The organism is Streptomyces sp. NPDC037203, assembly GCF_055605065.1.
Genome location: NZ_JBVJUC010000004.1, coordinates 239,908 through 263,271, shown reverse-complemented (window position 1 = coordinate 263,271; position 23,364 = coordinate 239,908). Strand labels below are relative to the sequence as shown.

Below are 23,364 nucleotides of genomic sequence, written 5' to 3'. Positions count from 1 at the left end.
CGGTGCCCTCGGGCAGACTTGGCCGGGAATGACACATTCGATCAAGGCCTGTGCGACGCGTCAGGGTGCCGGACGGCCGATGGGGGACGCGGAGAGATGAGCCAGGACGGCACACACGGCCGATATGCGGGGCAGGGTCTGGCCGGTGGCCGCTACCAGCTGCGCGACTTGCTCGGCGAGGGCGGCATGGCCTCGGTGCACCTCGCGTACGACGCCGTGCTGGACCGCCAGGTCGCGATCAAGACACTCCACACCGAGCTGGGCCGGGAGCAGGCCTTCCGCGAGCGCTTCCGCCGCGAGGCCCAGGCCGTGGCGAAGCTCACGCACACCAACATCGTCTCCGTCTTCGACACCGGCGAGGACGACCTGGGCGGCCTGGCGACGCCGTACATCGTCATGGAGTACGTCGAGGGCCGCCCGCTGGGCTCGGTCCTCGAAGAGGACATACGGCAGCACGGCGCCATGCCCGCCGACAAGGCGCTGAAGGTCACCGCGGACGTGCTGGCGGCGCTGGACATCAGCCATGAGATGGGCCTGGTCCACCGCGACATCAAGCCTGGCAACGTGATGGTGACCAAGCGCGGTGTGGTCAAGGTCATGGACTTCGGCATCGCGCGCGCCATGCAGTCCGGGGTGACGTCGATGACGCAGACCGGCATGGTCGTCGGCACCCCGCAGTACCTCTCCCCGGAGCAGGCCCTCGGCCGCGCGGTGGACGCCCGCTCCGACCTGTATTCGGTCGGCATCATGCTGTTCCAGCTGGTGACCGGGCGGCTGCCGTTCGACGCGGACTCCCCGCTGGCGATCGCGTACGCGCATGTGCAGGAGGAGCCGGTGGCTCCGTCCTCCATCAACCGCTCGCTGCCCCCGGCGGTGGACGCCCTGGTCGCCCGCGCGCTGCGGAAGAACCCGAACGAGCGCTTCCCGAGCGCCGACTCCATGCGCGAGGAATGCCTGCGGGTCGCCGCCTCCCTCCAGGCGGCCGCGCCGAGCATCGTGCCGGACGCCGGTCCGCGGCAGAGCGGCGCGGGCGTCGGCTCCGCGGTGTTCCCGCCGGTCGACCAGGCCCGGCAGGCGCCCCCCGGACCGGTGCAGACGCCGTACCAGCCGGGACCGTACGGCCCCCAGACCCCGGCGCCGGCCACACCCGCGCCGGCCTACGGTTATCCGCAGCAGGCGGGCTACCAGACGCCCCCGGTGGGCTACGGACCCGGAACCCCGCCGCCGTACGCGCAGCCGTCGCAGACGGCCGTGCAGGGGTCCGGCTCGGGCGGCGGCAAGAGCAGCAGAGCGGTGATCACCGGGGCGATCGGGGTGTCGCTCGTCGCCGTCGTCGGCCTGGTCGTCGCGCTGACCATGAACAGCGGCGGCGGCGACGACCACGCGGGCGGGGGCGGGGGCGGCGGCGCCTCGACGGCCCCCACCCACCAGGCGGGCTACCGCGGCCCGGACACCAGCAGAGTGATCGACAAGACCAAGTGCACGGAGCCGGAGGAGTCCTACGACGACCCCCACAAGATCCAGCTCCCCGATTTCCGCTACAAGGACATCAACTCCGTGAAGGCCTGCTTCCAGGCCGCGGGCTGGACCCTGCAGGTCAAGAAGGTGGACGACAACACCTGGGGCGACGGGACCGTCCTGGACCAGTTCCCGTCCGAGGGCACGGATGTGAACGCGAAGGATCCGGGCACCATCGAGCTGAGCGTGTCGACGGGCAATCCGCCGCAGCAGTGACACGCGCATGAGAAGGGGCCCGGCGGTCACCGACCGCCGGGCCCCTTCCGCGTGTTCGCGATCTACGGGTACGCGGGCCTACAGGTACGGGCCGCCCGCGTGCCCGCCCGCGTGCTGGTCGTCGCCCTCGGGGCCCGACACACCCGGCGGGAGCGCCCGGCGCATCTGCTCCAGCTGGGCGCGCGCGGCCATCTGCTGGGCGAACAGCGTGGTCTGGATGCCGTGGAAGAGGCCCTCCAGCCAGCCCACCAGCTGTGCCTGTGCGATCCGCAGTTCGGCGTCGCTCGGGGTGGCGTCGTCGGTGAACGGCAGGGACAGCCGCTCCAGCTCCGCGACCAGCTCCGGCGCCAGGCCGTCCTCCAGCTCCTTCACCGAGCTGGCGTGGATCTCCTTCAGCCGGACCCGGCTGGCCTCGTCGAGGGGAGCGGCGCGCACCTCCTCCAGGAGCTGCTTGATCATGCTGCCGATCCGCATGACCTTGGCGGGCTGCTCGACCTGCTCGGTGACCGGAATCTCGCGGGGTTCGTCGTCCCCGCCGCCTTTGCCGCCGAGCGCCAGCCCGTCCTGGCCCACGACGAGGATCTGGGGATTCTCCGGCGACCGTTCGTTCCTCGGCATCTCCATGCCGTCATTCTCTCGCATCCGCCCACCTCACCATCGTGGTGCCCCCCGCCGGGGCGGATCCGCCGCTTAGACCCGTCGGCCCAATCCGGAATGCCCCGAGAGTCCGGCGATGTGAGGCTGTTCGCGTCGGTTCATCATCGATCACGCGCTCACGCCAGCTGGGCTCCGGGAGGTCACCGACGTGACTCCATGGCTGCGACTCGTCCACCGCTGTCTTCGACTGCTGTTCGTGCTGACGGCGGCCCTGCCCACCTATGGCACCGCCGCCGCGTACGCCGCCGAGGCCGGCCCCCCGCGCTCCCCCGCCGCGGGCCACCCCGCCGTCGCCGCGTCCCCGGCCTCCCCCTCACCCTCCGGTCACCCGGGCGGCTCGGGCGGCGCCGGGGGCGCACCGGGGGCCGGGAACACCGAAGGCTCCGGCCACCCCGGACACGATCACCAGGACCGCCCCGCCCACGGCCACGACGGCAGCGGCCCCCAGCACCCGGCACCGGTCCCCCTGCCCTCGGGCTCCGCCTCCGCCTCGTACGACGCGCCGTCCGGCGAGCCGTCCCGCGCGGGGAGCGGAGCCGGGGAGGGGAAGCTGCGTCCGGGGCGGGACGACGGGCCCTGGGCCCAGGTCGAGGGCGACGAGGACGCCGTCCCCCGCTCCGCCGCGGCGCAGCCGGCGGAGCCGGAGACCGCGGAGACCCCGGCGGCCTCGCCGGCGCCCCAGGAGGCGGGCCTCGACCCCACGGGGACGCCGGGCCGGCCGGACGGGCAGAACGCCGCCCGGCCGAGCGAGGACGCGAGCGAACCGACCCTGCGGATCCTGCCGCTCGGCAGCGGGCTCGTCCTCATCGGCCTGGGCCTGGGCCTGGCCTTCCTGGGGCTGCGGCTGCGCAGGAGCTGAAACCCCCGGCGCGGTCCTACGGGGCCACCAGCAGCACCTTGCCGATGTGGCCGCTCTCCTCCAGCACCCGGTGCGCGTCGGCGGCCCGCGGCATCGGCAGCTCACGGTCCACCACCGGGCGCACCTGCCCCCCGGCGAGCAGCGGCCAGACGTGTTCGCGCACCGCGGCGACGATGGCCGTCTTCTCCTCCACAGGCCGCGCCCGCAGCGAGGTGGCGGTGACGGCGGCCCGCTTGTGCAGCAGCGTGCCGATGTTCAGCTCGCCCTTGGCACCGCCCTGGAGCCCGATGATCGCCAGACGCCCGTTGACCGCCAGGGTCTGCACATTGCGGTCGAGGTACTTGGCGCCCATGTTGTCGAGGATGACGTCGGCGCCCGCGCCGCCGGTGGCCTCCTTGACCACGGCGACGAAGTCCTGCTCCCGGTAGTTGACCAGGATGTCCGCGCCCAGTTCGGCGCACCGCTCCAGCTTCTCCTTGCTCCCGGCGGTCACCGCGACCTTGGCGCCGACGGCCTTGGCCAGCTGGATCGCCATCGTGCCGATGCCGCTGGAGCCGCCGTGCACCAGCAGGGTCTCGCCCGGCCGCAGATGGGAGATCATGAACACGTTGGACCAGACCGTGCAGGCCACCTCGGGCAGCGCGGCGGCCTGTACGAGGTCGACGCCCTCCGGCACGGGCAGCAGCTGTCCGGCCGGTACGACGACCTTCTGGGCGTAGCCGCCGCCCGCGAGCAGCGCGCACACCTCGTCGCCGACGGCCCAGCCGGACACTCCGGGGCCGATCGCGGCGATCCGGCCGGAGCACTCAAGGCCGGGGTAGGGGGAGGCGCCGGGCGGCGGGTTGTAGAAGCCCTGCCGTTGCAGGATGTCGGCACGGTTGACGGCGCTGGCCGCCACCTCCACCAGGACCTCGCCCTCGCCGGGCACCGGATCGGGGACCTCGTCCCACACCAGCGCCTCGGGACCACCAGGTTCGGGAATCGTGATCGCATGCATGTGCGCGACGCTACTCCCCCCGGCGCGCCGGGCGATCGCGGCGCTCGACGGCTCGCCTCAGTCTCCGGGCCGGGGGCGGGGGTGCGGGGTGATCTGGCTGCCGGGGCTGACCCGCACGATGGTGATGAGCCGGTCGGTCAGCTGGAGGGTGCCGATGGACCGGTCGTCGTAACCGAGCACCCGGTGGCCGCGTACGACGCTCACCACGAGGTCGTCGATCTCGCGCGGCCCCTTGCCCGCCTCGGCCCGCACCACCGGCCGTTCCACGAGGTCCAGGCCGCTGCCCTGCTGGATGAGGTCCTCTATGACCATGCCGGCGGCGGGGCTGAGGACGGACAGGCCGAGCAGCCGTCCGGCGGCGCTGGCGCTGGTGATGACGGCGTCGGCGCCGGACTGCCGCAGCAGCGGGGCGTTCTCCTCCTCGCGCACCGCGGCCACGATCTTCGCGCTGCGGTTGAGCTGACGCGCGGTCAGGGTGACCAGCACGGCGGTGTCGTCGCGCTGCGGGGCCACGATGATCTGCCGGGCCTTGTGCACCTCGGCCCGCTTGAGGACGTCGCTGCGGGTGGCGTCGCCCATGACACCGGCGTACCCGTCGGCGGTCGCCGCGTCGATCACCTTGGCGCTGGGGTCGACCACGACCACCTGCTCCTTCCGCAGCCCGGTCGCGCAGACCGTCTGCACGGCCGAGCGCCCCTTCGTGCCGAAGCCGACGACGACGGTGTGCTCGCGCAAGGCGGACCTCCAGCGTTTCAGGCGCCATTCCTCGCGGGTGCGCTCGGTGAGGACCTCCAGCGTGGTGCCGACCAGGATGATCAGGAACAGCACACGCAGGGGCGTGATGACGAAGATGTTGGTCAGCCGGGCGCTGTCGCTGACCGGGGTGATGTCGCCGTATCCCGTGGTGGAGAGGGTGACGGTGGCGTAGTAGAAGGAGTCGAGCAGGTCCACGGAGTCGTCGGCGGTGTCGCGGTAGCCCGCGCGGTCGGCGTAGACGACCAGCGCGGTGACGACCAGCACCAGCAGGGCGATGAGCAGCCGTTTGGCGACCTGGCGCAGCGGGCGCTCCACCACCTTCACCGGCAGCTTCACCTGGTGGGTGACCGGGCGTTCGTCCGCCGTGCGGGTGTCGTCCTGCGGAAACCCGGCGTGGTCGGGTGCGTCGCCGTCCGCACGTTTCACGTGAAACATACCCCGATCCCCGCGGTGGCCCAGGGCAGGTCCAGCAGCTCCGTCTCCTCACCCTGCCGGGCCCCGCCCGGCGGTACGACGGCCAGCGCGTCGGCGGCGGCGATGCCGCGCAGCATGGCCGGACCGTTGTAGTGCAGCGGTACGGCGCGGTCGCCGCGCAGCACCACGGGGACGAGCCGGGTGTCGTACGGGTGCCCGTGCACCGCCTCCGTCAGCGGCAGTGTGTACGGCTCCGGGGCGGGGCGGGCGGCCAGGGTGCGCAGCAGCGGTTCGGCGAGCGTGATGAGGCCGGAGACGGCCGCGAGGGGGTTGCCGGGGAGGCCGACGAGGTGCTGGTCGTCCCTGGTGCGGGCCAGCAGCATGGGGTGACCGGGGCGCACCTTCACGCCGTCGACGAGGAGTTCGGCGCCGATGCGTTCCAGGGTGGGGTGGACGTGGTCGTGCGGCCCGGCGGCGGTGCCTCCGGTGGTGACGATCAGGTCGGCGGCGGAGGCGGTGATCGCCTTGTGCAGGGCTCTGGCGTCGTCGCGGATCCGGCGCACCGCGACGACCTCGGCGCCGAGCGCCCGCAGCCAGGGCGGCAGCATGGGGCCGAGCGCGTCCCGGATCAGCCCCTCGCTCGGCAGCCCCTCGGTCAGCAATTCGTCCCCGAGGACGAGGACTTCGGCGCGGGGGCGGGGGACGACGGTGACGGTGTCATAGCCCGCGGCCGCGGCCAGACCGAGGACGGCCGGGGTGATCTGGGTGCCGACGGGCAGCAACTGGTCGCCGCTGCGGCACTCCTGGCCGCGCGGGCGGATGTCCTGGCCGTGGACCATCTCGCGGGTGGCGTGCAGCCGGCCCTGGGCGTCCGTGCGGCCGTGCTCGGTGCGCAGCACGGCGGTGGTGTCGGCGGGGACGCGGGCGCCGGTCGCGATGCGGGCGGCCTCGCCGTCGGTGAGCGGCGCGGGCTGGGCATGCCCGGCGAGCACGCCCTCCTCGCGCACCGCCCAGGGTCCGGGACCGGCGACCGCCCAGCCGTCCATCGCGGAGGTGTCGAAGGAGGGCAGGTCGGTGAGCGCGTCGAGGGGCGCGGCGAGGACGAGGCCGAGGGCGTCGCCGAGGGGGACGGAGACGGGGGTGCGGCGGGGGGCGGGGCCGGTCGCGGAGGTGGTCCCGGCGGGCTGGGCCACGCGGCTGGACCGGGCGGTCCGGGCGGCTCGGGCGGCGGTCTCGCGGGCCTGCGGCCAGGGGGTGGCGCGGTGCCGTTCCGCCGGGGCGTGCGGGTGCGTCTCGGCGTGCCGCGTGTCCCGTGCGGAGCCGGTGCCGTCGTCCTTGGCTTCCCTCACGAGGGCCAGGGCCTCCTCGACGTCGAGATCGTCGCTGTCCCCGACGGGTGCCCCGTTCCGGAGTCCGGGCGCGGTCATCCGGCGTCCGGGGCGCTCGGACCCCCGCCTTTCCCGGCCGCCGCCTCTTCCTCCCAGCGCAGGGCCAGCGCGGCGGCCTTGCGGGCGGCCTCGGCGACGGCTTCGGGGCCGCCCTCGCCCCGAGCCGCGGCGTAGCCGACGAGGAAGGTGGTCAGCGGGGCGGCAGGCCGGGCGACGCCGTGCGCGGCGTCACGGGCCAGGTCGAGCAGGACGTTCGTGTCGACGTCCAGGTCGATGCCCAGCTCGTCCTTGACTGCGGAGATCCATTCATCCAACACGTGCCCATGCTCCCTGATGCGTGCCCTGGCGTCGGCGATGTCGTCCCAGGTGTCGCAGTCGAAGGACGCGTGCGGGTCCGGGACGCGGGTGAGGCGGAGGGCGCCGGTGAGCCGGCGCAGCGGCAGCCCGGCGAGGCCGCCGTGCGCGGCGAGGGCGTCCAGTTCGCGGCGCAGCGCGGCGGTGCGGTACGCGGCGACGAGCGGTTGGTCGCGGCCGTCCGCGTCGGTGAGCAGCGCACCGTCGGCCCCGCTGTCGTCCAGGGCGGTCAGCAGGCGGTGCAGCGTAGCGGCTCGCAGGAAGGGCAGGTCGGCGGAGAGGACGACGGCGCGCTCGGCCGTGGTGCCCCGCAGCCCGGCCGCCAGCGCGGCGACCGGCCCGGCGCCGGGCGGCTCCTCGCGGGCCCAGCGCACCGGGCGGGCGGTGGTCCGGGGCGCGGCCACGACGACGGTCGTCCGAGCGTCCGCGCAGGCCGTGAGCACCCGGTCGAGCAGGGCCCGGCCGCCGACCCGCACTCCGGGCTTGTCGGCCCCACCGAGCCGCCGCGCGGCACCGCCGGCCAGCACGACGGCGTCGTACGGCGGGGGCGCCGCGCGCATCCCGGAGTCGGCCGCGGTCCGGGCGGCGGCAGCCGGCCCGGCCGTGGTGGCGGCCGTCGGCCCGGCGGCGGCGTTGTCGGTCACGGTCCGAGTATGCGGGCCGGGCCGATCGCGGGGAACCGAGGGCTCACGGGAGCCCGGTGGGTACAGGGGCCCGGCGGGTCACAGGGTGCGCAGCAGCACCGCCGGTTGTTCCACGCAGTCCGCCACGTACCGCAGGAAGCCGCCCGCCGTGCCGCCGTCGCACACCCGGTGGTCGAAGGTGAGCGAGAGCTGGACGACCTGGCGCACCGCCAGCTCGCCCTCGTGCACCCACGGCTTGGGGATGATCCGGCCGACGCCGAGCATGGCGGCCTCGGGGTGGTTGACGATCGGCGTGGAGCCGTCGACGCCGAAGACGCCGTAGTTGTTCAGCGTGAAGGTGCCGCCGGTCAGTTCCGCCGGGGTCAGCGTCCCGGCGCGGGCCGCCTCGGTGAGCCGGGCGAACTCCTCGGTCAGCGACTCCGCGTCGCGGGCATGGGCGTTCCGGACGACCGGCACGACCAGGCCGCGCTCGGTCTGCGCCGCGAACCCGAGGTGGACATACGGGTACCGGACGATCTCGCGGGCCTCGGTGTCGACCGAGGAGTTCAGCTCCGGGAACCGCGCGAGGGCCGCGGTGCAGAGCCGGGCGAGCAGCGCGACGAGCGAGATCTTCGTGCCTCCCGCCGCGTTCATCGCGGCCCGTGCGCGCAGCAGTTCCGTGGCGTCGGCGTCCACCCAGCAGGTCGCGTCCGGGATCTCCCGGCGGCTGCGGGACAGCTTGTCGGCGACGGCACCGCGGATGCCTCTGAGGGGGATGCGCTCCTCGCTGCGGACCGTCACCGCGACCGTCGTCTCGTCCCGGTCGACCGCGGCCGCGGCGGGGGCCCCGGCCGTACGACCGCCGTCCTGGCGACCGCCGTCCTGGTCCGCGCCGGCCCGCAGGGCGCGCTCCACGTCGGCGCGCAGGATCAGTCCGTCCGGGCCCGAGCCCGCCAGGCGCCGCAGATCCAGTCCGCCCTCGCGGGCGAGCCTGCGGACCAGCGGGGAGATCACGGGCACGGGGCCGCCCTGCGGCACCGCTGCGACGGGCAGTCCCGACGCCGGCGCGGCGGCGCTGCCGTTCACGCCCGGCCTCGCGCCTCTGGTGCCGTTCACCGCGGGCTTCGCGTCCGTGGCTCCGTTTCCGCGCGCGCCACCGCCGGTCAGGGCCGCGGGCCGTACCCTGCGGCGCCGGCCGGGGGCCTCGGACGTGCCGTACCCGACCAGGACGTTGCCCGATCCGGCCGCGGGCTCCGCGTCCGGCTCGCCGACCGCGACCGTCAGGAGGGGGGCGCCGACCGGGAGTTCGGTTCCCTCGTCGCCGTAGCGGGCGGTGACCACGCCGCCGTAGGGGCAGGGGACCTCCACCGACGCCTTGGCCGTCTCGACCTCGACGACCGGCTGGTCGACGGCGACCACGTCACCGACCTGGACCAGCCAGCGCACGATCTCCGCCTCGGTCAGCCCCTCGCCGAGGTCGGGCAGCTTGAACTCCAGCACCTGTGCCATCAGCCCTCGGCCTCCCACTGGAGCCGGGCCACGGCGTCCAGGACGCGGTCCACGCCGGGCAGATGGTGCCGCTCCAGCATGGGCGGCGGGTAGGGGAGGTCGAACCCGGCCACGCGCAGCACGGGGGCCTCCAGGTGGTGGAAGCAGCGCTCGGTGACGCGGGCCGCGATCTCGCCGCCCGGCCCGCCGAATCCGGTCGACTCGTGCACCACGACCGCGCGGCCGGTGCGCCGCACGGAGGCGCAGACCGTCTCGTCGTCGAACGGCACCAGGGAGCGCAGGTCGACCACCTCCAGATCCCAGCCCTCGGCCCGCGCGGCTTCGGCGGCCTCCAGGCAGACGGGCACGGAGGGGCCGTAGGTGATCAGCGTGGCGCTGCGGCCGGTGCGCCGGACCACCGCGCGCCCGATCGGCTCGACCTCGGCCGGCTCCTCGGGGTTCCAGGTGTCCTTGGACCAGTAGAGCCGCTTGGGCTCCAGGAAGACGACCGGATCGTCACAGGCGATGGCCTGGCGCAGCAGGCCGTAGGCGTCGGCGACGGTCGCGGGCGTGACCACGTGCAGGCCGGGGGTGGCCATGTAGTACGCCTCGGAGGAGTCGCTGTGGTGTTCTACGCCGCCGATGCCGCCGCCGTAGGGGATGCGGACGGTGATCGGCAGGGGCATCCGGCCGCGGGTGCGGTTGCGCATCCGGGAGACGTGGCTGACCAGTTGCTCGAACGCCGGGTAGGCGAACGCGTCGAACTGCATCTCCACGACCGGGCGCAGTCCGTACATGGCCATGCCGACGGCGGCGCCGAGGATGCCGGCCTCGGCGAGCGGGGTGTCGGTGCAGCGGTCCTCGCCGAACTCCTTGGCGAGCCCGTCGGTGACGCGGAAGACGCCGCCGAGGGTGCCGACGTCCTCGCCGAGCACGTGGACGGACGGGTCGGCGGCCATCGCGTCGCGCATCGCGCGGGTGAGGGCCTGGGCCATGGTGGCGGGCTTGACGGCCACGGTGGTCATCGGCGGTCGCCTTCCTGCTGGTCGGGCCCGTCCTGCTCGGCCGCCAGCTCTGCCCGCAACAGGTCTCGCTGCTCGCGCAGTTGGGCGGTGGTCTCGGCGTAGACGTGGTCGAAGAGGTCCATCGGGTCGAGCTCGGGGTCCTGGTTCATGCGCTCGCGCAGGTCGGCGGCCATCGCCTCGGCGTCCTCCCGTACGGCCTCCAGGCCGGCCTCGTCGAGCAGGCCGCGTTCGGTCAGCTCGGTCTCCAGCAGGCGCACCGGGTCGTGCGCGCGCCAGGCCTCGACCTCGGCGTCGCCCCGGTAGCGGGTGGCGTCGTCGGCGTTGGTGTGCGCGTCGATGCGGTAGGTGACCGCCTCGATCAGCGTGGGTCCGCCGCCCGCGCGGGCGTGCCGGACGGCGTCGGTGAGCACCTCGTGCACCGCGGCCGCGTCGTTTCCGTCGACCAGGCGGCCGGGCATGCCGTAGCCGACGGCCTTGTGGGCCAGGGAGGGCGCGGCGGTCTGCTTGGCGAGCGGGACGGAGATGGCGAAGCCGTTGTTCTGCACCAGGAAAACGACGGGTGCCTGCCAGACGGCGGCGAAGTTCAGCGCCTCGTGGAAGTCGCCCTCGCTGGTGCCGCCGTCGCCGACCATGGCGAGCGCGACCACGTCGTCGCCCTTGAGGCGGGCGGCGTGGGCGAGGCCGACGGCGTGCGGCAGCTGGGTGGCCAGCGGGGTGGAGAGGGGGGCGACCCGGTGTGCGTAGGGGTCGTAGCCGGTGTGCCAGTCGCCGCGCAGCAGGGTGAGGGCCTCGACCGGGTCCACGCCGCGGGCGACGACGGCCAGGGTGTCGCGGTAGCTGGGAAAGAGCCAGTCGCGGTCTTCGAGGGCCAGGGCGGCGGCGACCTCGCAGGCCTCCTGACCGGTGCTGGACGGGTAGACGGCGAGGCGGCCCTGCTTGGTGAGCGCGGTGGCCTGCGTGTTGTAGCGGCGGCCGCGCACCAGCTGGGCGTGGAGCCTGCGGAGCAGATCGGGATCGGCCTTGGCGGCCGCCTCGGTGCCGAGGACGCGGTACGGCTCGGCGTCGGGCAGCAGCGGCGCGGGGTCCATACGGGGCTGCCAGGCGGGCGGCGGCGATGGCCGGTACGCGCCCCGCTGCTCCAGAACCGTCATGACGGCACCTCCTCGTGGGAGCGGCTACGGGAGGCGTGTCGGCTGTGACCCGCCTCACCTACCGATTGTTCGGTCGTCGGCACATTTTGGCTACAGGCGCCTCCAGGCTGTGGACAAACGGTTCTCCACAGCCTGCAATGAACGCAGGACGTCCACGGCGATGAAGCGGGGGGACATGGCACCTGAACAAATGGCCGAGGCGGCGCAGGACGCGCTGCCGCCGCCGGCCCGGCCGCTGGACGCCATCGATCAGGACATCCTGCGCATCCTCCAGGCGGACGGCCGCGCCTCGATACGGTCGGTCGCCGAACGCGTCCACGTCTCGCGGGCCAACGCCTACGCGCGCATCAACCGGCTGGTCGAGGACGGGGTGATCCGGGGCTTCGGCGCCCGCGTGGACCACGAGCGGGCCGGGCACAGCACCTCGGCGTACATCACGTTGAAGATCGTCCAGAACACCTGGCGCACCGTGCGCGAGCAGCTGCGCCAGTTGCCCGGTGCCTCGCACATCGCGCTGGTGGGCGGTGACTTCGACGTCCTGCTGCTGGTGCACACGCCCGACAACCGGGCGCTGCGCGAGCTGGTGCTCACCCGCCTCCAGGCGATCCCGGAGGTGCTGAGCACCCGCACGCTGCTGGTGTTCGAGGAGGAGGACCTGGAGCCGGACGCCTAGGCCGGCTCGACTGGGCCGTTTTTGCGGATCATCGCAAGATCGCGCCGTTCCGCACGGCCGGGGGGCGAACGCGTCTCGCGCACACCGGTGGCCGGTCGGGTGCGCGGGCCGGGGGCCGGTCAGGCCTTGCGCAGGCCGGTGAAGACCAGCTGGACGACCGCGTCGGCCACCTCGCGGCCCGAGGCGCCGCGGGCCTCCGGCCGGTACCACTCCACCAGGGAGTTGATCATGCCGAAGACCAGCCGGGTGGCCAGCCGCACCTCCATGTCGGGGCGTACGTCCCCGTCGGCGGCGGCCGCCTTGAGCAGCTCGGCGACCCGGTGGTCGAAGTCGCGGCGGCGGTCCAGGGCCCAGCGCTCGGTGGCGGTGTTGCCGCGCACCCGCAGCAGCAGCGTCACATAGGGCAGTTCGGCTATGAGCACCTCGACCATGCGCCGCACGACGTGCTCCAGGCGCTCGACCGCCCGCCCCTCCCGCGCCGCCGGCTCCTCCAGGATGGCGAAAAGGCCGTCCAGGGCGCGGCTGACGGCCCGCTTCAGCAGCTCCTCCTTGCCGCTGACATGGTGGTAGATCGACGACTTGGAGATGCCGGCCGCCTTGGACAGATGCTCCATGGAGGTGCCGTCGTAGCCACGCTGGTTGAAGACCTGGACGGCGACGGTGAGCAGTGTCTCGGGGGTGTACGTGTCGCGCCTGGGCGTGGTCATGAGGTGCCCTCCCGCTTGTCGTCGGCGTAGGCGTGGCGGTAGAGCGCGAGGGAGGGTGCGTAGCGTCCGGAGGGGTCGCGTTCGTGCATCGCGTCCAGGACGTCGTAGGCGAACGCGTCGCCCAGCCTGCGGTCCCATTCGAAGGGGCCGAGCGGGTAGTTGACGCCCAGGCGCATCGCGGTGTCGACGTCCTCCTCGGTGGCGACGCCCTTGGCGACCGCGTCATGGGCGAGGTCGATGATCCGGGCGACCGTGCGCGCCACGATCATGCCGGGCACGTCGCCGATCACGCTGACGTCCTTGCCGAGCGCCTGGAAGAGGCCGACGGCCTCGGCGAGGGTGGCCGGCGCGGTGTCCTGGGAGGCGGACAGGGCGATACGGGTGGCCTTGCGGTAGTCGAGGGCGAGGTCGAAGTAGACGACGTCGTGGAACTCCACCGAGGTCTGGCCGTCGGCGAGGACCAGCTGGCCGCCGCCGGGCAGCTCCAGGTGGCCGTCCTCGTCACCGTCCTCCTCGCGGACCTCGATGCCCGCCTCGCGGATCAGCGTGAGCAGTTCGGCGGCGGGGCCGAGATCGCCCCCGGCGAGCACATAGGCGGGCGGCTGCTCCTTGTCGGCGGTCTGCGGCTCGGGCTTCTCGGCGCCCTCCCCGTAGTCGTACCAGCCGTGGCCGGCCTTGCGGCCCAGGCGGCCGGACTCCACCAGGCGGCGCTGGGCCAGCGAGGGGGTGAACCGCACGTCCTGGAAGAAGGACTGCCACACCGACTGCGTCACCGCCTCGTTGACGTCCTGGCCGATCAGGTCGGTGAGTTCGAACGCGCCCATACGGAAGCCGCCCGACTCGCGCAGGATCGCGTCGATGGTGGCCGGGTCGGCGCCCTGGGCCTCGTACACGGCGAACGCCTCGGCGTAGAAGGGCCGGGCGATGCGGTTGACGATGAAGCCGGGGGTGTCCGCGCAGGCCACCGGGGTCTTGCCCCAGGCGCGGGCGGTCTCGTACGCGCGCGTGGCCGAGGTGACGTCGGTGGCGAACCCGGAGACGACCTCGACCAGCGGCAGCAGCGGCGCGGGGTTGAAGAAGTGCAGGCCGAGGAAGCGGCCCGGATGGCGCAGGGCGCCGCCGATCGCCGTCACCGACAGCGAGGAGGTGTTGGTGGCGAGCAGGCAGTCCTCGGCGACGATGTCCTCCAGCTCGCCGAACAGCTGCTGCTTGACGTCCAGCCGCTCCAGCACGGCCTCCACGACGAGGCCGCAGCCGTCCAGCTCCGCGAGGGCGTCGGCGGGTTCGAGCCGGGCACGGGCCGCGTCCCGGACGGCGGTGTCGAGCCGGCCCTTCTCCACCAGCCGGTCCAGGCGGGCGCCGATCGCCGCGGCCGCCTCACGGGCCCGGCCGGGCGCGGTGTCGTAGAGCCGCACCGGATGGCCGGCGACCAGTGCGACCTGGGCGATGCCCTGGCCCATGGTGCCGGTGCCGACGACTGCCACGGGGCTGCTGAGGTCGAGTGCTGTCATGTGCGCGATCCTCCCGCACGGGGTTTTCCACAGATGCGGCGGACCCCCTTGAACCGACCGATCGTTCGGTTACTCTAGCCCTGACCGTCCCATCCCGCTGCTCTTTCCGCCAGGTCCTGAACTCGAAGGCGAGTTCTCCAGACGAGGAGTTGGTCCCGTATGGCCGCCGAACTGACCGTCCCCGAGCTGATCGCGAAGCACCGGCCCACTCTCGACCAGGCCCTGGAAGCGATCCGCACGCGCGCGTACTGGTCCCCCCACCCCGAACACCCCAAGGCGTACGGCGAACACGGCGGCCTGGACGCGGCCGCGGGCAAGGCCGCCTTCGACGCGCTGCTGGGCACCCGCCTGGACCTCGGCCAGGCGGGCACGGACGACTGGGTGGGCGGTGAGATCTCGCCGTACGGCATCGAGCTGGGCGTGAGCTACCCGCACGCGGACCTGGACGTCCTGCTGCCCGCGATGAAGGCCGGACAGCCGGCCTGGCGGGACGCGGGCCCCGAGGCGCGCGCCGTGGTCTGCCTGGAGATCCTCAAGCGGATCAGCGACCGGACGCACGAGTTCGCGCACGCGGTCATGCACACCAGCGGCCAGGCCTTCATGATGGCGTTCCAGGCGGGCGGCCCGCACGCCCAGGACCGCGGCCTGGAGGCGGTGGCGTACGCGTACGCGGAGCAGGTCCGCACCCCCGAGTCCGCCGAGTGGACCAAGCCGCAGGGCAAACGCGATCCGCTGGTGCTGGCCAAGAACTTCACGCCGGTGCCACGCGGCATCGGTCTGGTCATCGGCTGCAACACCTTCCCGACGTGGAACGGCTATCCGGGCCTGTTCGCCTCCCTGGCGACCGGCAACGCGGTCCTGGTCAAGCCGCACCCGCGCGCGGTGCTGCCGCTCGCGCTGACCGTGCGGATCGCCCGCGAGGTGCTCTCCGAGGCCGGTTTCGACGCCGAGCTGGTCGCGCTGGCCGCCGAGCGGCCCGGCGAGGGCATCGCCAAGGCGCTCGCGACCCGCCCGGAGATCCGGATCATCGACTACACCGGTTCGACGTCCTTCGGCGACTGGCTGGAGGCCAACGCCCGCCAGGCGCAGGTCTACACGGAGAAGGCCGGCGTCAACACGGTGATCGTGCACTCCACGGACGACTACAAGGGCATGCTCTCCAACCTGGCGTTCTCGCTGTCCCTGTACAGCGGCCAGATGTGCACCACCCCGCAGAACCTGCTGATCCCGCGGGAGGGCATCCACACGGACCAGGGCCCGAAGACCTTCGACGAGGTCACCGCCGACCTCGCCCGCGCGGTCGACGGCCTGCTCGGCGACGACGCGCGGGCCAACGGGCTGCTGGGCGCGATCGTCAACCCGGACGTCAAGGCGCGCCTGGAGGCCGCGGCGGGTCTCGGCGAGGTCGCCCTCGCCTCGCGGGAGATCACCAACCCGGAGTTCCCGGACGCGGTGGTGCGCACCCCCGTGATCGTCAAGCTGGACGGCGCCAAGCCGGACGCCGAGGCGGCCTACATGAGCGAGTGCTTCGGCCCCGTCTCCTTCGCGGTCGCCGTCGACTCGGTGACCGACGCGGTGGAGCTGCTGCGGCGCACGGTCCGCGAGAAGGGCGCGATGACGGTCGGCGCGTACACCACCGACGGCGAGGTGGAGCGGGCCGTCGAGGAGGTGTGCCTGGAGGAGGCCGCCCAGCTGTCCTTCAACCTCACGGGCGGGGTGTTCGTGAACCAGACGGCCGCCTTCTCCGACTTCCACGGCTCGGGCGGCAACCCGGCGGCCAACGCGGCCCTGTGCGACGGCGCCTTCGTGGCCAACCGGTTCCGGGTGGTCGAGGTGCGCCGGCAGGGCTAGTGGGTGAGGGCCGTCGGGGGCGCGCGTCCCCCGACGGCATCGTCCCTCTCCTGCCGTCTCCCGGCCGGGATTCCGTTTCGGGTTTCTCCCCGTCGGGTTTCCTCTCCCGACGGCGGCGAAGGCTAGGCGGCGGGTGCGCCCGCGGTGGCGCTCCAGTGGTACAGCGTCATCGCCACGCTGGTGGCGAGGTTGTAGCTGGAGACCTGGGGGCGCATCGGCAGCCGCAGCAGCTGGTCGGCACGCGCGCGTACCTCCGCCGAGAGACCGGTGCGCTCCGAACCGAACGCGAGGACGGCGTCGTCGGGCAGTTCGATGCCCCGGATGTCCTCGCCCTCCGGGTCCAGGGCGAACAGCGGGCCGGGCGGCAGTTCGCCGACGCCAAGGCGCTCCACGGCGGTCGCGAAGTGCAGGCCCGCGCCGCCGCGCACCACCGTCGGATGCCAGGGGTCGAGCGTGCCGGTGGTGACCACGCCGGTCGCCCCGAAACCGGCGGCCAGCCGGATCACGGCGCCCGCGTTGCCGAGGTTGCGCGGGTTGTCGAGGACCACCACGGGGGCGGTGCGCGGCATCCGGGCGAGCGCGGCCAGATGGGCCTCGCGTGAGGGCCGTACGGCGAGCGCGGCGACCCCTGTCGGATGGGGGCGGGCCACGAGTGCGGCGTACGTCTGTTCGGGCACCTCGGTGAGCAGCGCGTCCAGGGCCTCCCGTACGTCCCCGGCCAGTTCCCCGGCCAGGGCGAGCGCGGCCCGCCGGTCGGTGGTGACCGCCACCGGCACCTCGGCGCCGAAGCGCAGGGCGTGCTTGAGGGCGTGGAAACCGTCGAGCAGTACGGCACCGCCGGCGTGCTCGCGCCAGCGGATCAACGGGTCGGTCATGCCGTGAACCCTACGCGTCCGGGCGTGCTGTCCTCCGGGGAGCGGGGTGCGGGCACCGTACCGTCCGCGCCGCCGTTCCCGGCGAACCGTCCCCGCGCGCGAGCGGCGAGGGCGCCGATCCGGCGCAGGAAGGAGGTCGGCAGGAAGACCGCGTCCGCGGTGATCATCGCCAGCGAGAAGAACGGCAGGCCGAGTACGACCGCGATGACGAAGTGCTCCAGCATCAGGAAGACCAGCAGCACGTTCTTGACCCGGCGGTTGAGCAGGGTGAAGGGGAAGGCGACCTGCACGATGACGGTGCCGTACGCCACGATCGTGAGCATGGTGCCGCTGACGGACATCAGATCGGCGAGGGCGGGCCAGGGCGAGAAGTAGTCGAGGTGCAGCGGGTAGTAGACGGCGGTGCCGTCCTGCCAGCGCGAGCCCTGGATCTTGTACCAGCCGGCCGTGGCGTAGATCAGGCACGCCTCGGCCATGATCACCACGAGGGCGCCGTTGTGCAGGACGTTGGCGATCACGTCCAGCAGGATCCGCGGCTCGGCCGACCGCGCCAGGCGCTGGACCAGCCACCACAGTCCGAGCCCCGCCCACGCCGTCCACAGCAGGACCGGGATCAGCCAGGAGTTCTCGAACAGCAGTCCGGCCGCGGTCACCGTGACCAGCGCGATCCCGAGGACCGTCCACAGGATGAGACCGGTCCAGTCGGTGGGGGTCCGGTCGGGGACGGCCAGGCCGGGGGCGGCCGGATCGGGGGCGGACCGGACGTCGGCGGCCGTCCGGCCGGCGGGAATCGGGCCGGCGGTGGTCCGCCCGGCGCGCGCCCGGCGCCGCGCGTCGAGGGACCACACCTGCCCGCAGCGCGTGAACACGAGGTAGATGGCCATCAAGTGCAGCACGTTGTCGCCGCCGTCACCGACGAAGACGCTGCGGTTCTGGAGCGACAGGACGCCCACCATGAACAGCACCGAGGCCGTACGGGTGCGCCAGCCCACCAGCAACGCGGCACTGGCGAGGAGCGCAAGCAGGTAGAAGCACTCGAACCACAGCTGCCCGCTCGACCACATGAGGGCCGTGAAGGCGTGGTTGTCCATGATCAGCTGCCGGCCCATGTTCCAGCCCCAGGGGCCGTCCGGGCCGTACAGCTCCTGGCGGTGGGGGAACTCGCGCAGCAGGAACAACAGCCAGGTGCCGGCGAAGCCGATCCGGATCACGGCGCTCTGGTACGGCCCGAGCGCGGCCTCGGTGCCACGGGCGAGCCCGCGCGACAGGGCCTGGGAGAGCTGGTTCACCGCACACCTCCGGCGGCCTCGTCGGCGCTCACCGTCCACCAGGGCAGCACGCGGTAGAAGGGCTTGTCGGACACCTGTTCACCGCTCCATGAGGGGGGCTGCACATTGATGGTGCAGGAGCGCACCTGCACCCGCTGTATGACACCGATCCGGCTGGTCGGATCGGTGTCATACAGGCGCATCACCGCGATCCGGCGCAGGTACTGCTCCGACAGGGCACCGCGCATGCCGACGGGCCGGTTGTCCGCGGTGTGGGTCGCGGTGAGGAAGTCCCAGGCGCGGCGCAGTTCGTTCTGCTGGGTGTGGCTGGGCGCCGGGTTGTGCTCGATGGCGGCGCCGTCCTGGGCGGACAGGTCGGTCCAGCCGGTGGTACGCACGCTGCCGTCCTTCATCCGCACCTCGGCACGCACCTGCACCGCGATGTTCTGCTGCAGCGGATTGGGGGCGAACAGCTTCCAGTTCTGCTCGAACTCCGGGAACACCCACGCCTCGACGGCCTTGCCGTGCTGCTTCGACACCGTGTTCTGCGGGGCGAGGCTCAGAAACACCATCAGCAGATGCACCCCGGCGCCGACGGCGACGACGGCGACCGCCAGCGCGGCGCCGACCTGGTAACGGCGGGAGAGGGCGGCGAGACCACGGCGGGCCGGGTCGTGGCACGGAACCGCGCTCTGCGGGTGCTCCTCGCGCTCCGGGTGTTCCGAGTGCTCTAGACGCTCCTCGCGCTCCGGGCGTTCCGGGTGCTCTAGACGCTCCTCGTGCTTCGGACGCTCCGGCTTTTCGGAGTCCGCCGGTTCCTCAGGTCCCGCCTGGTCTTCCGGGGCCTCCCGGTTCTCAGGGTTCTCCGGGGGAGGCGCCCCGGCCGACCCGTCCGGGCCGTGCGCGGCCCCCGAGTCCTCGTCGTACGCGTCCATTCCGCCCCGTTCCCCAATTCCGGCTCAGTCGTGGGTCGGCCCACCGGACCGGCCCCGCGGAGCCGCCCCATCCGATACGGCCGCCCGGCACAGGCGCCGCACGGTGCACGAGCGCCCATCGCGGCACATGCACGGAACGGTACTCAGCCCCTGCCGCCGAGCGCAGCCCCAGGGGGCCCGGACCCTCCCGACCCCGCACGCTTCGTCCGCAGACACCATCCACAGGTTCCGCGCGGAGTTTTCCACAGCGGTTGACACTGTCCGGCGGCCCGGCACACCATTGATTCGCACGGACCGAACGATCGGTCGGGAGAGTCCCACCGCAGAGCCCGAGGTCAGGGGGATCGCATGGCCACAGCAGCCGCGCAGGGCACGGCCCGCCCGGAAGCGGACGGCGCCCGGAACACCGCCGGGGACGAGGCGGAATACCAGCGCGTCTTCGACGCGGCCGTAGCCGCCGACGAGCGCATCGAGCCACGCGACTGGATGCCCGACGCCTACCGCGCGACCCTCGTCCGCCAGATCGCCCAGCACGCACACTCCGAAATCATCGGGATGCAGCCGGAGGCCAACTGGATCACCCGCGCGCCCTCCCTGCGCCGCAAGGCGATCCTGATGGCCAAGGTCCAGGACGAGGCGGGACACGGCCTGTATCTGTACAGCGCCGCGGAAACCCTCGGCACCGGCCGGGACGAACTGCTCGACAAACTGCACAGCGGCCGCCAGAAGTACTCCTCGATCTTCAACTACCCCACGCTGACCTGGGCCGACGTCGGCGCGATCGGCTGGCTCGTGGACGGCGCCGCGATCACCAACCAGGTACCGCTGTGCCGCTGCTCCTACGGCCCGTACGCCCGTGCCATGGTGCGGATCTGCAAAGAGGAGTCCTTCCACCAGCGCCAGGGGTACGAACTGCTGCTCGCCCTGAGTCGGGGCACCCCGGAGCAGCACGCCATGGCCCAGGACGCGGTGGACCGCTGGTGGTGGCCCTCGCTGATGATGTTCGGCCCGCCCGACGACGAATCCCAGCACTCCGCCCAGTCGATGGCCTGGAAGATCAAGCGCCATTCGAACGACGAGCTGCGCCAGCGCTTCGTCGACATCTGCGTCCCCCAGGCCGAATCCCTGGGCCTCACCCTCCCCGACCCGGACCTGAAGTGGAACGAGGAGCGGGGGCACCACGACTTCGGCCCGATCGACTGGGCGGAGTTCTGGGACGTCCTCAAGGGCAACGGCCCCTGCAACGAACAACGCCTGACCCAGCGCAAACGCGCCCACGACGAGGGCGCGTGGGTACGCGAAGCGGCCGCCGCCCACGCGGCCAAACACAGCGGCGGCACCAAGGCCACCGAACACCTGACGACGGGAGCGGAGCGAGCATGAGCACCACCGACTGGCCCCTGTGGGAGGTCTTCGTGCGCTCGCGGCGCGGCCTCTCCCACACCCACGCCGGCAGCCTGCACGCGCCCGACGCCGAACTGGCGCTGCGCAATGCCCGCGACCTGTACACCCGCCGCGGCGAAGGCGTCTCCATCTGGGTCGTCCCGGCCACCGCGATCACCGCGTCCTCGCCCGACGAGAAGGACCCCTTCTTCGAGCCGGCCGCCGACAAGCCGTACCGGCACCCGACCTTCTACGAGATCCCGGAAGGAGTGAAGCACCTGTGACCGCCACCGGCCCCGCCACCGTCCCGGTGACCGCCGCGCTCGCACTCGGCGACGACGCCCTGGTGCTCTCCCACCGCCTGGGGGAGTGGGCCGGGCACGCCCCCGCCCTGGAGGAGGAGGTCGCCCTCGCCAACATCGCCCTCGACCTGCTCGGCCAGGCCCGCGTGCTGCTGTCCCTGGCCGGCGACGAGGACGAACTCGCCTTCCTGCGCGAGGAGCGGTCCTTCCGCAACCTCCAGCTGGTCGAGCAGCCGAACGGCGACTTCGCCCACACCATCGCCCGCCAGCTGTACTTCTCCACCTACCAGCACCTGCTGCACACCGAACTCGCCGCCGGTGACGGCCCGTTCGCGCCGCTGGCCGCGAAGGCGGTCAAGGAGGTCGCCTACCACCGCGACCACGCCGAACAGTGGACCCTGCGCCTCGGCGACGGCACCGAGACCAGCCATGAGCGGATGCGCCGCGCCTGTGACGCCCTGTGGCGATTCACCGGGGAGATGTTCCAGCCCGTCGAGGGAGTCGACGTCGACTGGGCGGACCTGGAGCCCCGCTGGCTGGAATCGGTCACCCGCGTACTCGGCCGGGCCACCCTCACCGTCCCCGAGGGGCCCCGCACCGGAGCCTGGTCGGCGGGCGCCGGCCGCCAGGGCATCCACACCGAGTCCTTCGGCCGGATGCTCGCCGAGATGCAGCATCTGCACCGCAGCCATCCGGGGGCGTCATGGTGACCGCCACCGCCCTGGAGGCCGAACTCCTGGAGCTGGCCGGTTCGGTCCCCGACCCCGAGCTCCCGGTCCTCACACTCCATGAGCTGGGCGTGGTGCGCGCGCTGCGACTGCACGGCCCCGATGCCGCCGAGGTCGACCTGACCCCGACCTACACCGGCTGCCCGGCCATCGAGGCGATGTCCCTCGACATCGAACGGGTCCTGCGGGAGCACGGCCTGCGCGAGGTCTCGGTACGCACGGTACTGACGCCCGCCTGGTCGACCGACGACATCACCCCCGAAGGCCGCCGCAAACTCCGGGAGTTCGGCATAGCTCCCCCGAGGACCAGCAAGACCTCCGGACCGATACCGCTGACCCTCGGCCCGACCCGCACCGGCGACACCGCGACCACCGGGACCGTCGGCACCACCGAGGCCGAGCCCGTCCACTGCCCGCACTGCGGCTCGGCCGACACCGAACTGCTGAGCAGGTTCTCCTCCACCGCGTGCAAGGCGCTGCGCCGCTGCCTGTCCTGCCGCGAACCGTTCGACCACTTCAAGGAGTTGTGATGGCGCGCTTCCACCCGCTCCAGGTGGCCGCGGTGGACCGGCTCACCGACGACTCCGTCGCCCTCACCCTCACCGTCCCCCCCGAGCTGCGCGCCGAGTACCGGCACGCACCCGGCCAGCACCTCGCGCTGCGCCGCCGGGTGGGCGGCACGGAGGTGCGGCGCACCTACTCGATCTGCTCCCCCGCGCCCGCCCCGGACGGCGAGGGACCGAGCAGCCTGCGCGTGGGGGTGCGGCTGGTGGAGGGCGGCGCCTTCTCCACCTACGCACTGAAGGAGATCAACCTCGGGGACGAACTGGAGGTGATGACCCCGGCCGGCCGCTTCACCCTGGAACCCGCGCCCGGCCTGTACGCGGCGATCGTCGGCGGCAGCGGCATCACCCCGGTGCTGTCCATCGTCTCCACCCTGCTGGCGCGGGAGCCGGAGGCCCGGTTCTGTCTGATCCGGAGCGACCGTACGGCGGCGTCCACGATGTTCCTGGAGGAGGTCGCCGACCTGAAGGACCGCTATCCCGAGCGGCTTCAGCTGGTGACCGTGCTCTCCCGCGAGGAGCAGCAGGCGGGTCTGCCGTCCGGCCGGCTCGACCAGGCGCGTCTCACCCAACTCCTGCCCGCACTGCTCCCGTTGGAGCGGGTGGCGGGATGGTTCCTGTGCGGCCCCTACGGGCTGGTGCAAGGCGCCGAGAGCGCGCTGCGCGGGCTGGGTGCGGACCGCGCCCGGATCCACCAGGAGATCTTCCACGTGGACTCGGGACCGGCCGCGGCGGGCACCGCGCCGGGAGCCGCGCACAGCAGGGTCACCGCACGGCTCGACGGACGCGGCGGCAGCTGGCCGGCGCAGGAGGGCGAGTCCCTGCTCGACACCGTCCTGCGCAACCGACCCGACGCGCCCTATGCGTGCAAGGGCGGCGTCTGCGGCACCTGCCGGGCCTTCCTGGTCTCCGGCGAGGTCCGCATGGACCGCAACTTCGCCCTGGAAGAGGAGGAGACGGACGCCGGGTACGTACTGGCCTGCCAGTCCCATCCGCTGACCGAACAGGTGGAGCTGGACTTCGACCGCTGAGGATGCGCCACGGAACGCACCGGGGTTTCGGCGCGTACACCGGCCGCCTCCTGCACCGCTACGACGCCCGGACCCGAGCACCTGCAACCGG

22 protein-coding genes are annotated in these 23,364 nt (G+C 73.1%); 9 read left to right on the top strand and 13 right to left on the bottom strand.

Annotated features, from left to right (window positions below; translation table 11 throughout):
- Window positions 1–96: 96 nt before the first annotated feature.
- Entirely contained in the window at window positions 97–1,734 is a 1,638-nt protein-coding gene (locus ACZ7EC_RS14605; protein ID WP_471062468.1) for a Stk1 family PASTA domain-containing Ser/Thr kinase, read from the top strand.
- 78 nt (window positions 1,735–1,812) lie between these two features.
- Here ACZ7EC_RS14605 and ACZ7EC_RS14600 read toward each other — a convergent pair whose 3' ends face one another.
- Entirely contained in the window at window positions 1,813–2,358 is a 546-nt protein-coding gene (locus ACZ7EC_RS14600) for a bacterial proteasome activator family protein (RefSeq protein ID WP_471062881.1), read from the bottom strand.
- A gap of 181 nt (window positions 2,359–2,539) precedes the next feature.
- Between ACZ7EC_RS14600 and ACZ7EC_RS14595 the strand changes: the two genes are divergently transcribed.
- Window positions 2,540–3,250 carry a hypothetical protein gene (locus tag ACZ7EC_RS14595; RefSeq protein ID WP_471062466.1) on the top strand — a complete coding sequence of 237 codons (711 nt, stop codon included), beginning with the start codon at window positions 2,540–2,542 and terminating at the stop codon, window positions 3,248–3,250.
- 16 nt (window positions 3,251–3,266) lie between these two features.
- Here ACZ7EC_RS14595 and ACZ7EC_RS14590 read toward each other — a convergent pair whose 3' ends face one another.
- From ACZ7EC_RS14590 to pdhA, 7 genes are all read right to left on the bottom strand, one after another.
- On the bottom strand, window positions 3,267–4,247 hold the full coding sequence (locus ACZ7EC_RS14590; RefSeq protein WP_471062464.1) for an NAD(P)H-quinone oxidoreductase: 981 nt from the start codon (window positions 4,245–4,247) through the stop codon (window positions 3,267–3,269).
- Window positions 4,248–4,304: 57 nt separating this feature from the next.
- Window positions 4,305–5,438: a potassium channel family protein gene (locus tag ACZ7EC_RS14585; RefSeq protein WP_471062462.1), complete on the bottom strand. Its 1,134-nt coding sequence runs from the start codon at window positions 5,436–5,438 to the stop codon at window positions 4,305–4,307.
- Window positions 5,426–6,844 (bottom strand): molybdopterin molybdotransferase MoeA, encoded by a 1,419-nt coding sequence (locus tag ACZ7EC_RS14580; RefSeq protein ID WP_471062460.1) that lies wholly within the window; start codon window positions 6,842–6,844, stop codon window positions 5,426–5,428. Before ACZ7EC_RS14580 ends, ACZ7EC_RS14585 begins: the two co-directional genes overlap by 13 nt.
- Window positions 6,841–7,719: an NTP transferase domain-containing protein gene (locus ACZ7EC_RS14575; protein WP_471062879.1), complete on the bottom strand. Its 879-nt coding sequence runs from the start codon at window positions 7,717–7,719 to the stop codon at window positions 6,841–6,843. The genes ACZ7EC_RS14580 and ACZ7EC_RS14575 overlap by 4 nt, the downstream gene beginning before the upstream one ends.
- Before the next feature lie 162 nt (window positions 7,720–7,881).
- Window positions 7,882–9,291 carry a dihydrolipoamide acetyltransferase family protein gene (locus ACZ7EC_RS14570; protein ID WP_471062458.1) on the bottom strand — a complete coding sequence of 470 codons (1,410 nt, stop codon included), beginning with the start codon at window positions 9,289–9,291 and terminating at the stop codon, window positions 7,882–7,884.
- Entirely contained in the window at window positions 9,291–10,295 is a 1,005-nt protein-coding gene (locus tag ACZ7EC_RS14565) for an alpha-ketoacid dehydrogenase subunit beta (RefSeq protein ID WP_471062456.1), read from the bottom strand. Before ACZ7EC_RS14565 ends, ACZ7EC_RS14570 begins: the two co-directional genes overlap by 1 nt.
- Window positions 10,292–11,446, bottom strand: coding sequence for a pyruvate dehydrogenase (acetyl-transferring) E1 component subunit alpha (gene pdhA, locus ACZ7EC_RS14560; RefSeq protein WP_471062454.1), 1,155 nt, complete (start codon window positions 11,444–11,446; stop codon window positions 10,292–10,294). The genes ACZ7EC_RS14565 and pdhA overlap by 4 nt, the downstream gene beginning before the upstream one ends.
- 175 nt (window positions 11,447–11,621) lie before the next feature.
- Between pdhA and ACZ7EC_RS14555 the strand changes: the two genes are divergently transcribed.
- Window positions 11,622–12,119, top strand: a complete 498-nt coding sequence (locus ACZ7EC_RS14555) for an Lrp/AsnC family transcriptional regulator (RefSeq protein ID WP_471062452.1) — start codon at window positions 11,622–11,624, stop codon at window positions 12,117–12,119.
- Window positions 12,120–12,238: 119 nt separating this feature from the next.
- On the opposite strand, the gene ACZ7EC_RS14550 is transcribed toward ACZ7EC_RS14555, so the two are convergent.
- Both ACZ7EC_RS14550 and ACZ7EC_RS14545 read right to left on the bottom strand, forming a co-directional pair.
- Window positions 12,239–12,826, bottom strand: a complete 588-nt coding sequence (locus ACZ7EC_RS14550) for a TetR/AcrR family transcriptional regulator (protein ID WP_471062450.1) — start codon at window positions 12,824–12,826, stop codon at window positions 12,239–12,241.
- Window positions 12,823–14,337 carry a 3-hydroxyacyl-CoA dehydrogenase gene (locus tag ACZ7EC_RS14545; protein ID WP_471062448.1) on the bottom strand — a complete coding sequence of 505 codons (1,515 nt, stop codon included), beginning with the start codon at window positions 14,335–14,337 and terminating at the stop codon, window positions 12,823–12,825. The genes ACZ7EC_RS14550 and ACZ7EC_RS14545 overlap by 4 nt, the downstream gene beginning before the upstream one ends.
- A 159-nt stretch (window positions 14,338–14,496) precedes the next feature.
- Between ACZ7EC_RS14545 and paaN the strand changes: the two genes are divergently transcribed.
- Window positions 14,497–16,188 (top strand): phenylacetic acid degradation protein PaaN, encoded by a 1,692-nt coding sequence (paaN, locus tag ACZ7EC_RS14540; protein WP_471062446.1) that lies wholly within the window; start codon window positions 14,497–14,499, stop codon window positions 16,186–16,188.
- Between the two features lie 122 nt (window positions 16,189–16,310).
- On the opposite strand, the gene ACZ7EC_RS14535 is transcribed toward paaN, so the two are convergent.
- The 3 genes from ACZ7EC_RS14535 to ACZ7EC_RS14525 are packed head-to-tail and all read right to left on the bottom strand — an operon-like array spanning window position 16,311 to window position 19,266.
- Window positions 16,311–17,063 (bottom strand): TrmH family RNA methyltransferase, encoded by a 753-nt coding sequence (locus tag ACZ7EC_RS14535; RefSeq protein WP_471062444.1) that lies wholly within the window; start codon window positions 17,061–17,063, stop codon window positions 16,311–16,313.
- Window positions 17,060–18,352 carry an HTTM domain-containing protein gene (locus tag ACZ7EC_RS14530; protein ID WP_471062442.1) on the bottom strand — a complete coding sequence of 431 codons (1,293 nt, stop codon included), beginning with the start codon at window positions 18,350–18,352 and terminating at the stop codon, window positions 17,060–17,062. The genes ACZ7EC_RS14535 and ACZ7EC_RS14530 overlap by 4 nt, the downstream gene beginning before the upstream one ends.
- Window positions 18,349–19,266, bottom strand: a complete 918-nt coding sequence (locus ACZ7EC_RS14525; protein ID WP_471062440.1) for a DUF5819 family protein — start codon at window positions 19,264–19,266, stop codon at window positions 18,349–18,351. Before ACZ7EC_RS14525 ends, ACZ7EC_RS14530 begins: the two co-directional genes overlap by 4 nt.
- A 348-nt stretch (window positions 19,267–19,614) precedes the next feature.
- On the opposite strand from ACZ7EC_RS14525, the gene paaA reads away from it, so the two are divergent.
- Genes paaA through ACZ7EC_RS14500 form a run of 5 tightly spaced genes read left to right on the top strand, consistent with a single transcriptional unit; the run spans window position 19,615 to window position 23,273 of the window.
- Window positions 19,615–20,649 carry a 1,2-phenylacetyl-CoA epoxidase subunit PaaA gene (paaA, locus tag ACZ7EC_RS14520; protein WP_471062439.1) on the top strand — a complete coding sequence of 345 codons (1,035 nt, stop codon included), beginning with the start codon at window positions 19,615–19,617 and terminating at the stop codon, window positions 20,647–20,649.
- Window positions 20,646–20,933 (top strand): 1,2-phenylacetyl-CoA epoxidase subunit PaaB, encoded by a 288-nt coding sequence (gene paaB, locus ACZ7EC_RS14515; RefSeq protein WP_190016117.1) that lies wholly within the window; start codon window positions 20,646–20,648, stop codon window positions 20,931–20,933. Before paaA ends, paaB begins: the two co-directional genes overlap by 4 nt.
- A 26-nt stretch (window positions 20,934–20,959) precedes the next feature.
- Window positions 20,960–21,661 carry a 1,2-phenylacetyl-CoA epoxidase subunit PaaC gene (gene paaC / locus ACZ7EC_RS14510; protein WP_471062877.1) on the top strand — a complete coding sequence of 234 codons (702 nt, stop codon included), beginning with the start codon at window positions 20,960–20,962 and terminating at the stop codon, window positions 21,659–21,661.
- On the top strand, window positions 21,655–22,209 hold the full coding sequence (gene paaD, locus ACZ7EC_RS14505; protein ID WP_471062437.1) for a 1,2-phenylacetyl-CoA epoxidase subunit PaaD: 555 nt from the start codon (window positions 21,655–21,657) through the stop codon (window positions 22,207–22,209). The genes paaC and paaD overlap by 7 nt, the downstream gene beginning before the upstream one ends.
- Entirely contained in the window at window positions 22,209–23,273 is a 1,065-nt protein-coding gene (locus ACZ7EC_RS14500) for a 2Fe-2S iron-sulfur cluster-binding protein (RefSeq protein ID WP_471062435.1), read from the top strand. Before paaD ends, ACZ7EC_RS14500 begins: the two co-directional genes overlap by 1 nt.
- Window positions 23,274–23,364: the final 91 nt, after the last annotated feature.

What these genes read in the sequence shown, in the direction of transcription:
- paaN (WP_471062446.1), top strand. Translation starts at nt 14,497, where the DNA reads ATGGCCGCCGAACTGACCGTCCCCGAGCTGATCGCGAAGCACCGGCCC.
- paaA (WP_471062439.1), top strand. Translation starts at nt 19,615, where the DNA reads ATGGCCACAGCAGCCGCGCAGGGCACGGCCCGCCCGGAAGCGGACGGC.
- ACZ7EC_RS14555 (WP_471062452.1), top strand. Translation starts at nt 11,622, where the DNA reads ATGGCACCTGAACAAATGGCCGAGGCGGCGCAGGACGCGCTGCCGCCG.
- ACZ7EC_RS14570 (WP_471062458.1), bottom strand. Translation starts at nt 9,291, where the DNA reads ATGGCACAGGTGCTGGAGTTCAAGCTGCCCGACCTCGGCGAGGGGCTG.
- ACZ7EC_RS14535 (WP_471062444.1), bottom strand. Translation starts at nt 17,063, where the DNA reads ATGACCGACCCGTTGATCCGCTGGCGCGAGCACGCCGGCGGTGCCGTA.
- ACZ7EC_RS14525 (WP_471062440.1), bottom strand. Translation starts at nt 19,266, where the DNA reads ATGGACGCGTACGACGAGGACTCGGGGGCCGCGCACGGCCCGGACGGG.
- ACZ7EC_RS14545 (WP_471062448.1), bottom strand. Translation starts at nt 14,337, where the DNA reads ATGACAGCACTCGACCTCAGCAGCCCCGTGGCAGTCGTCGGCACCGGC.
- ACZ7EC_RS14575 (WP_471062879.1), bottom strand. Translation starts at nt 7,719, where the DNA reads ATGCGCGCGGCGCCCCCGCCGTACGACGCCGTCGTGCTGGCCGGCGGT.
- ACZ7EC_RS14500 (WP_471062435.1), top strand. Translation starts at nt 22,209, where the DNA reads ATGGCGCGCTTCCACCCGCTCCAGGTGGCCGCGGTGGACCGGCTCACC.
- ACZ7EC_RS14605 (WP_471062468.1), top strand. Translation starts at nt 97, where the DNA reads ATGAGCCAGGACGGCACACACGGCCGATATGCGGGGCAGGGTCTGGCC.
- ACZ7EC_RS14565 (WP_471062456.1), bottom strand. Translation starts at nt 10,295, where the DNA reads ATGACCACCGTGGCCGTCAAGCCCGCCACCATGGCCCAGGCCCTCACC.
- ACZ7EC_RS14590 (WP_471062464.1), bottom strand. Translation starts at nt 4,247, where the DNA reads ATGCATGCGATCACGATTCCCGAACCTGGTGGTCCCGAGGCGCTGGTG.
- paaB (WP_190016117.1), top strand. Translation starts at nt 20,646, where the DNA reads ATGAGCACCACCGACTGGCCCCTGTGGGAGGTCTTCGTGCGCTCGCGG.
- ACZ7EC_RS14580 (WP_471062460.1), bottom strand. Translation starts at nt 6,844, where the DNA reads ATGACCGCGCCCGGACTCCGGAACGGGGCACCCGTCGGGGACAGCGAC.
- pdhA (WP_471062454.1), bottom strand. Translation starts at nt 11,446, where the DNA reads ATGACGGTTCTGGAGCAGCGGGGCGCGTACCGGCCATCGCCGCCGCCC.
- paaD (WP_471062437.1), top strand. Translation starts at nt 21,655, where the DNA reads ATGGTGACCGCCACCGCCCTGGAGGCCGAACTCCTGGAGCTGGCCGGT.
- ACZ7EC_RS14600 (WP_471062881.1), bottom strand. Translation starts at nt 2,358, where the DNA reads ATGGAGATGCCGAGGAACGAACGGTCGCCGGAGAATCCCCAGATCCTC.
- ACZ7EC_RS14550 (WP_471062450.1), bottom strand. Translation starts at nt 12,826, where the DNA reads ATGACCACGCCCAGGCGCGACACGTACACCCCCGAGACACTGCTCACC.
- ACZ7EC_RS14585 (WP_471062462.1), bottom strand. Translation starts at nt 5,438, where the DNA reads ATGTTTCACGTGAAACGTGCGGACGGCGACGCACCCGACCACGCCGGG.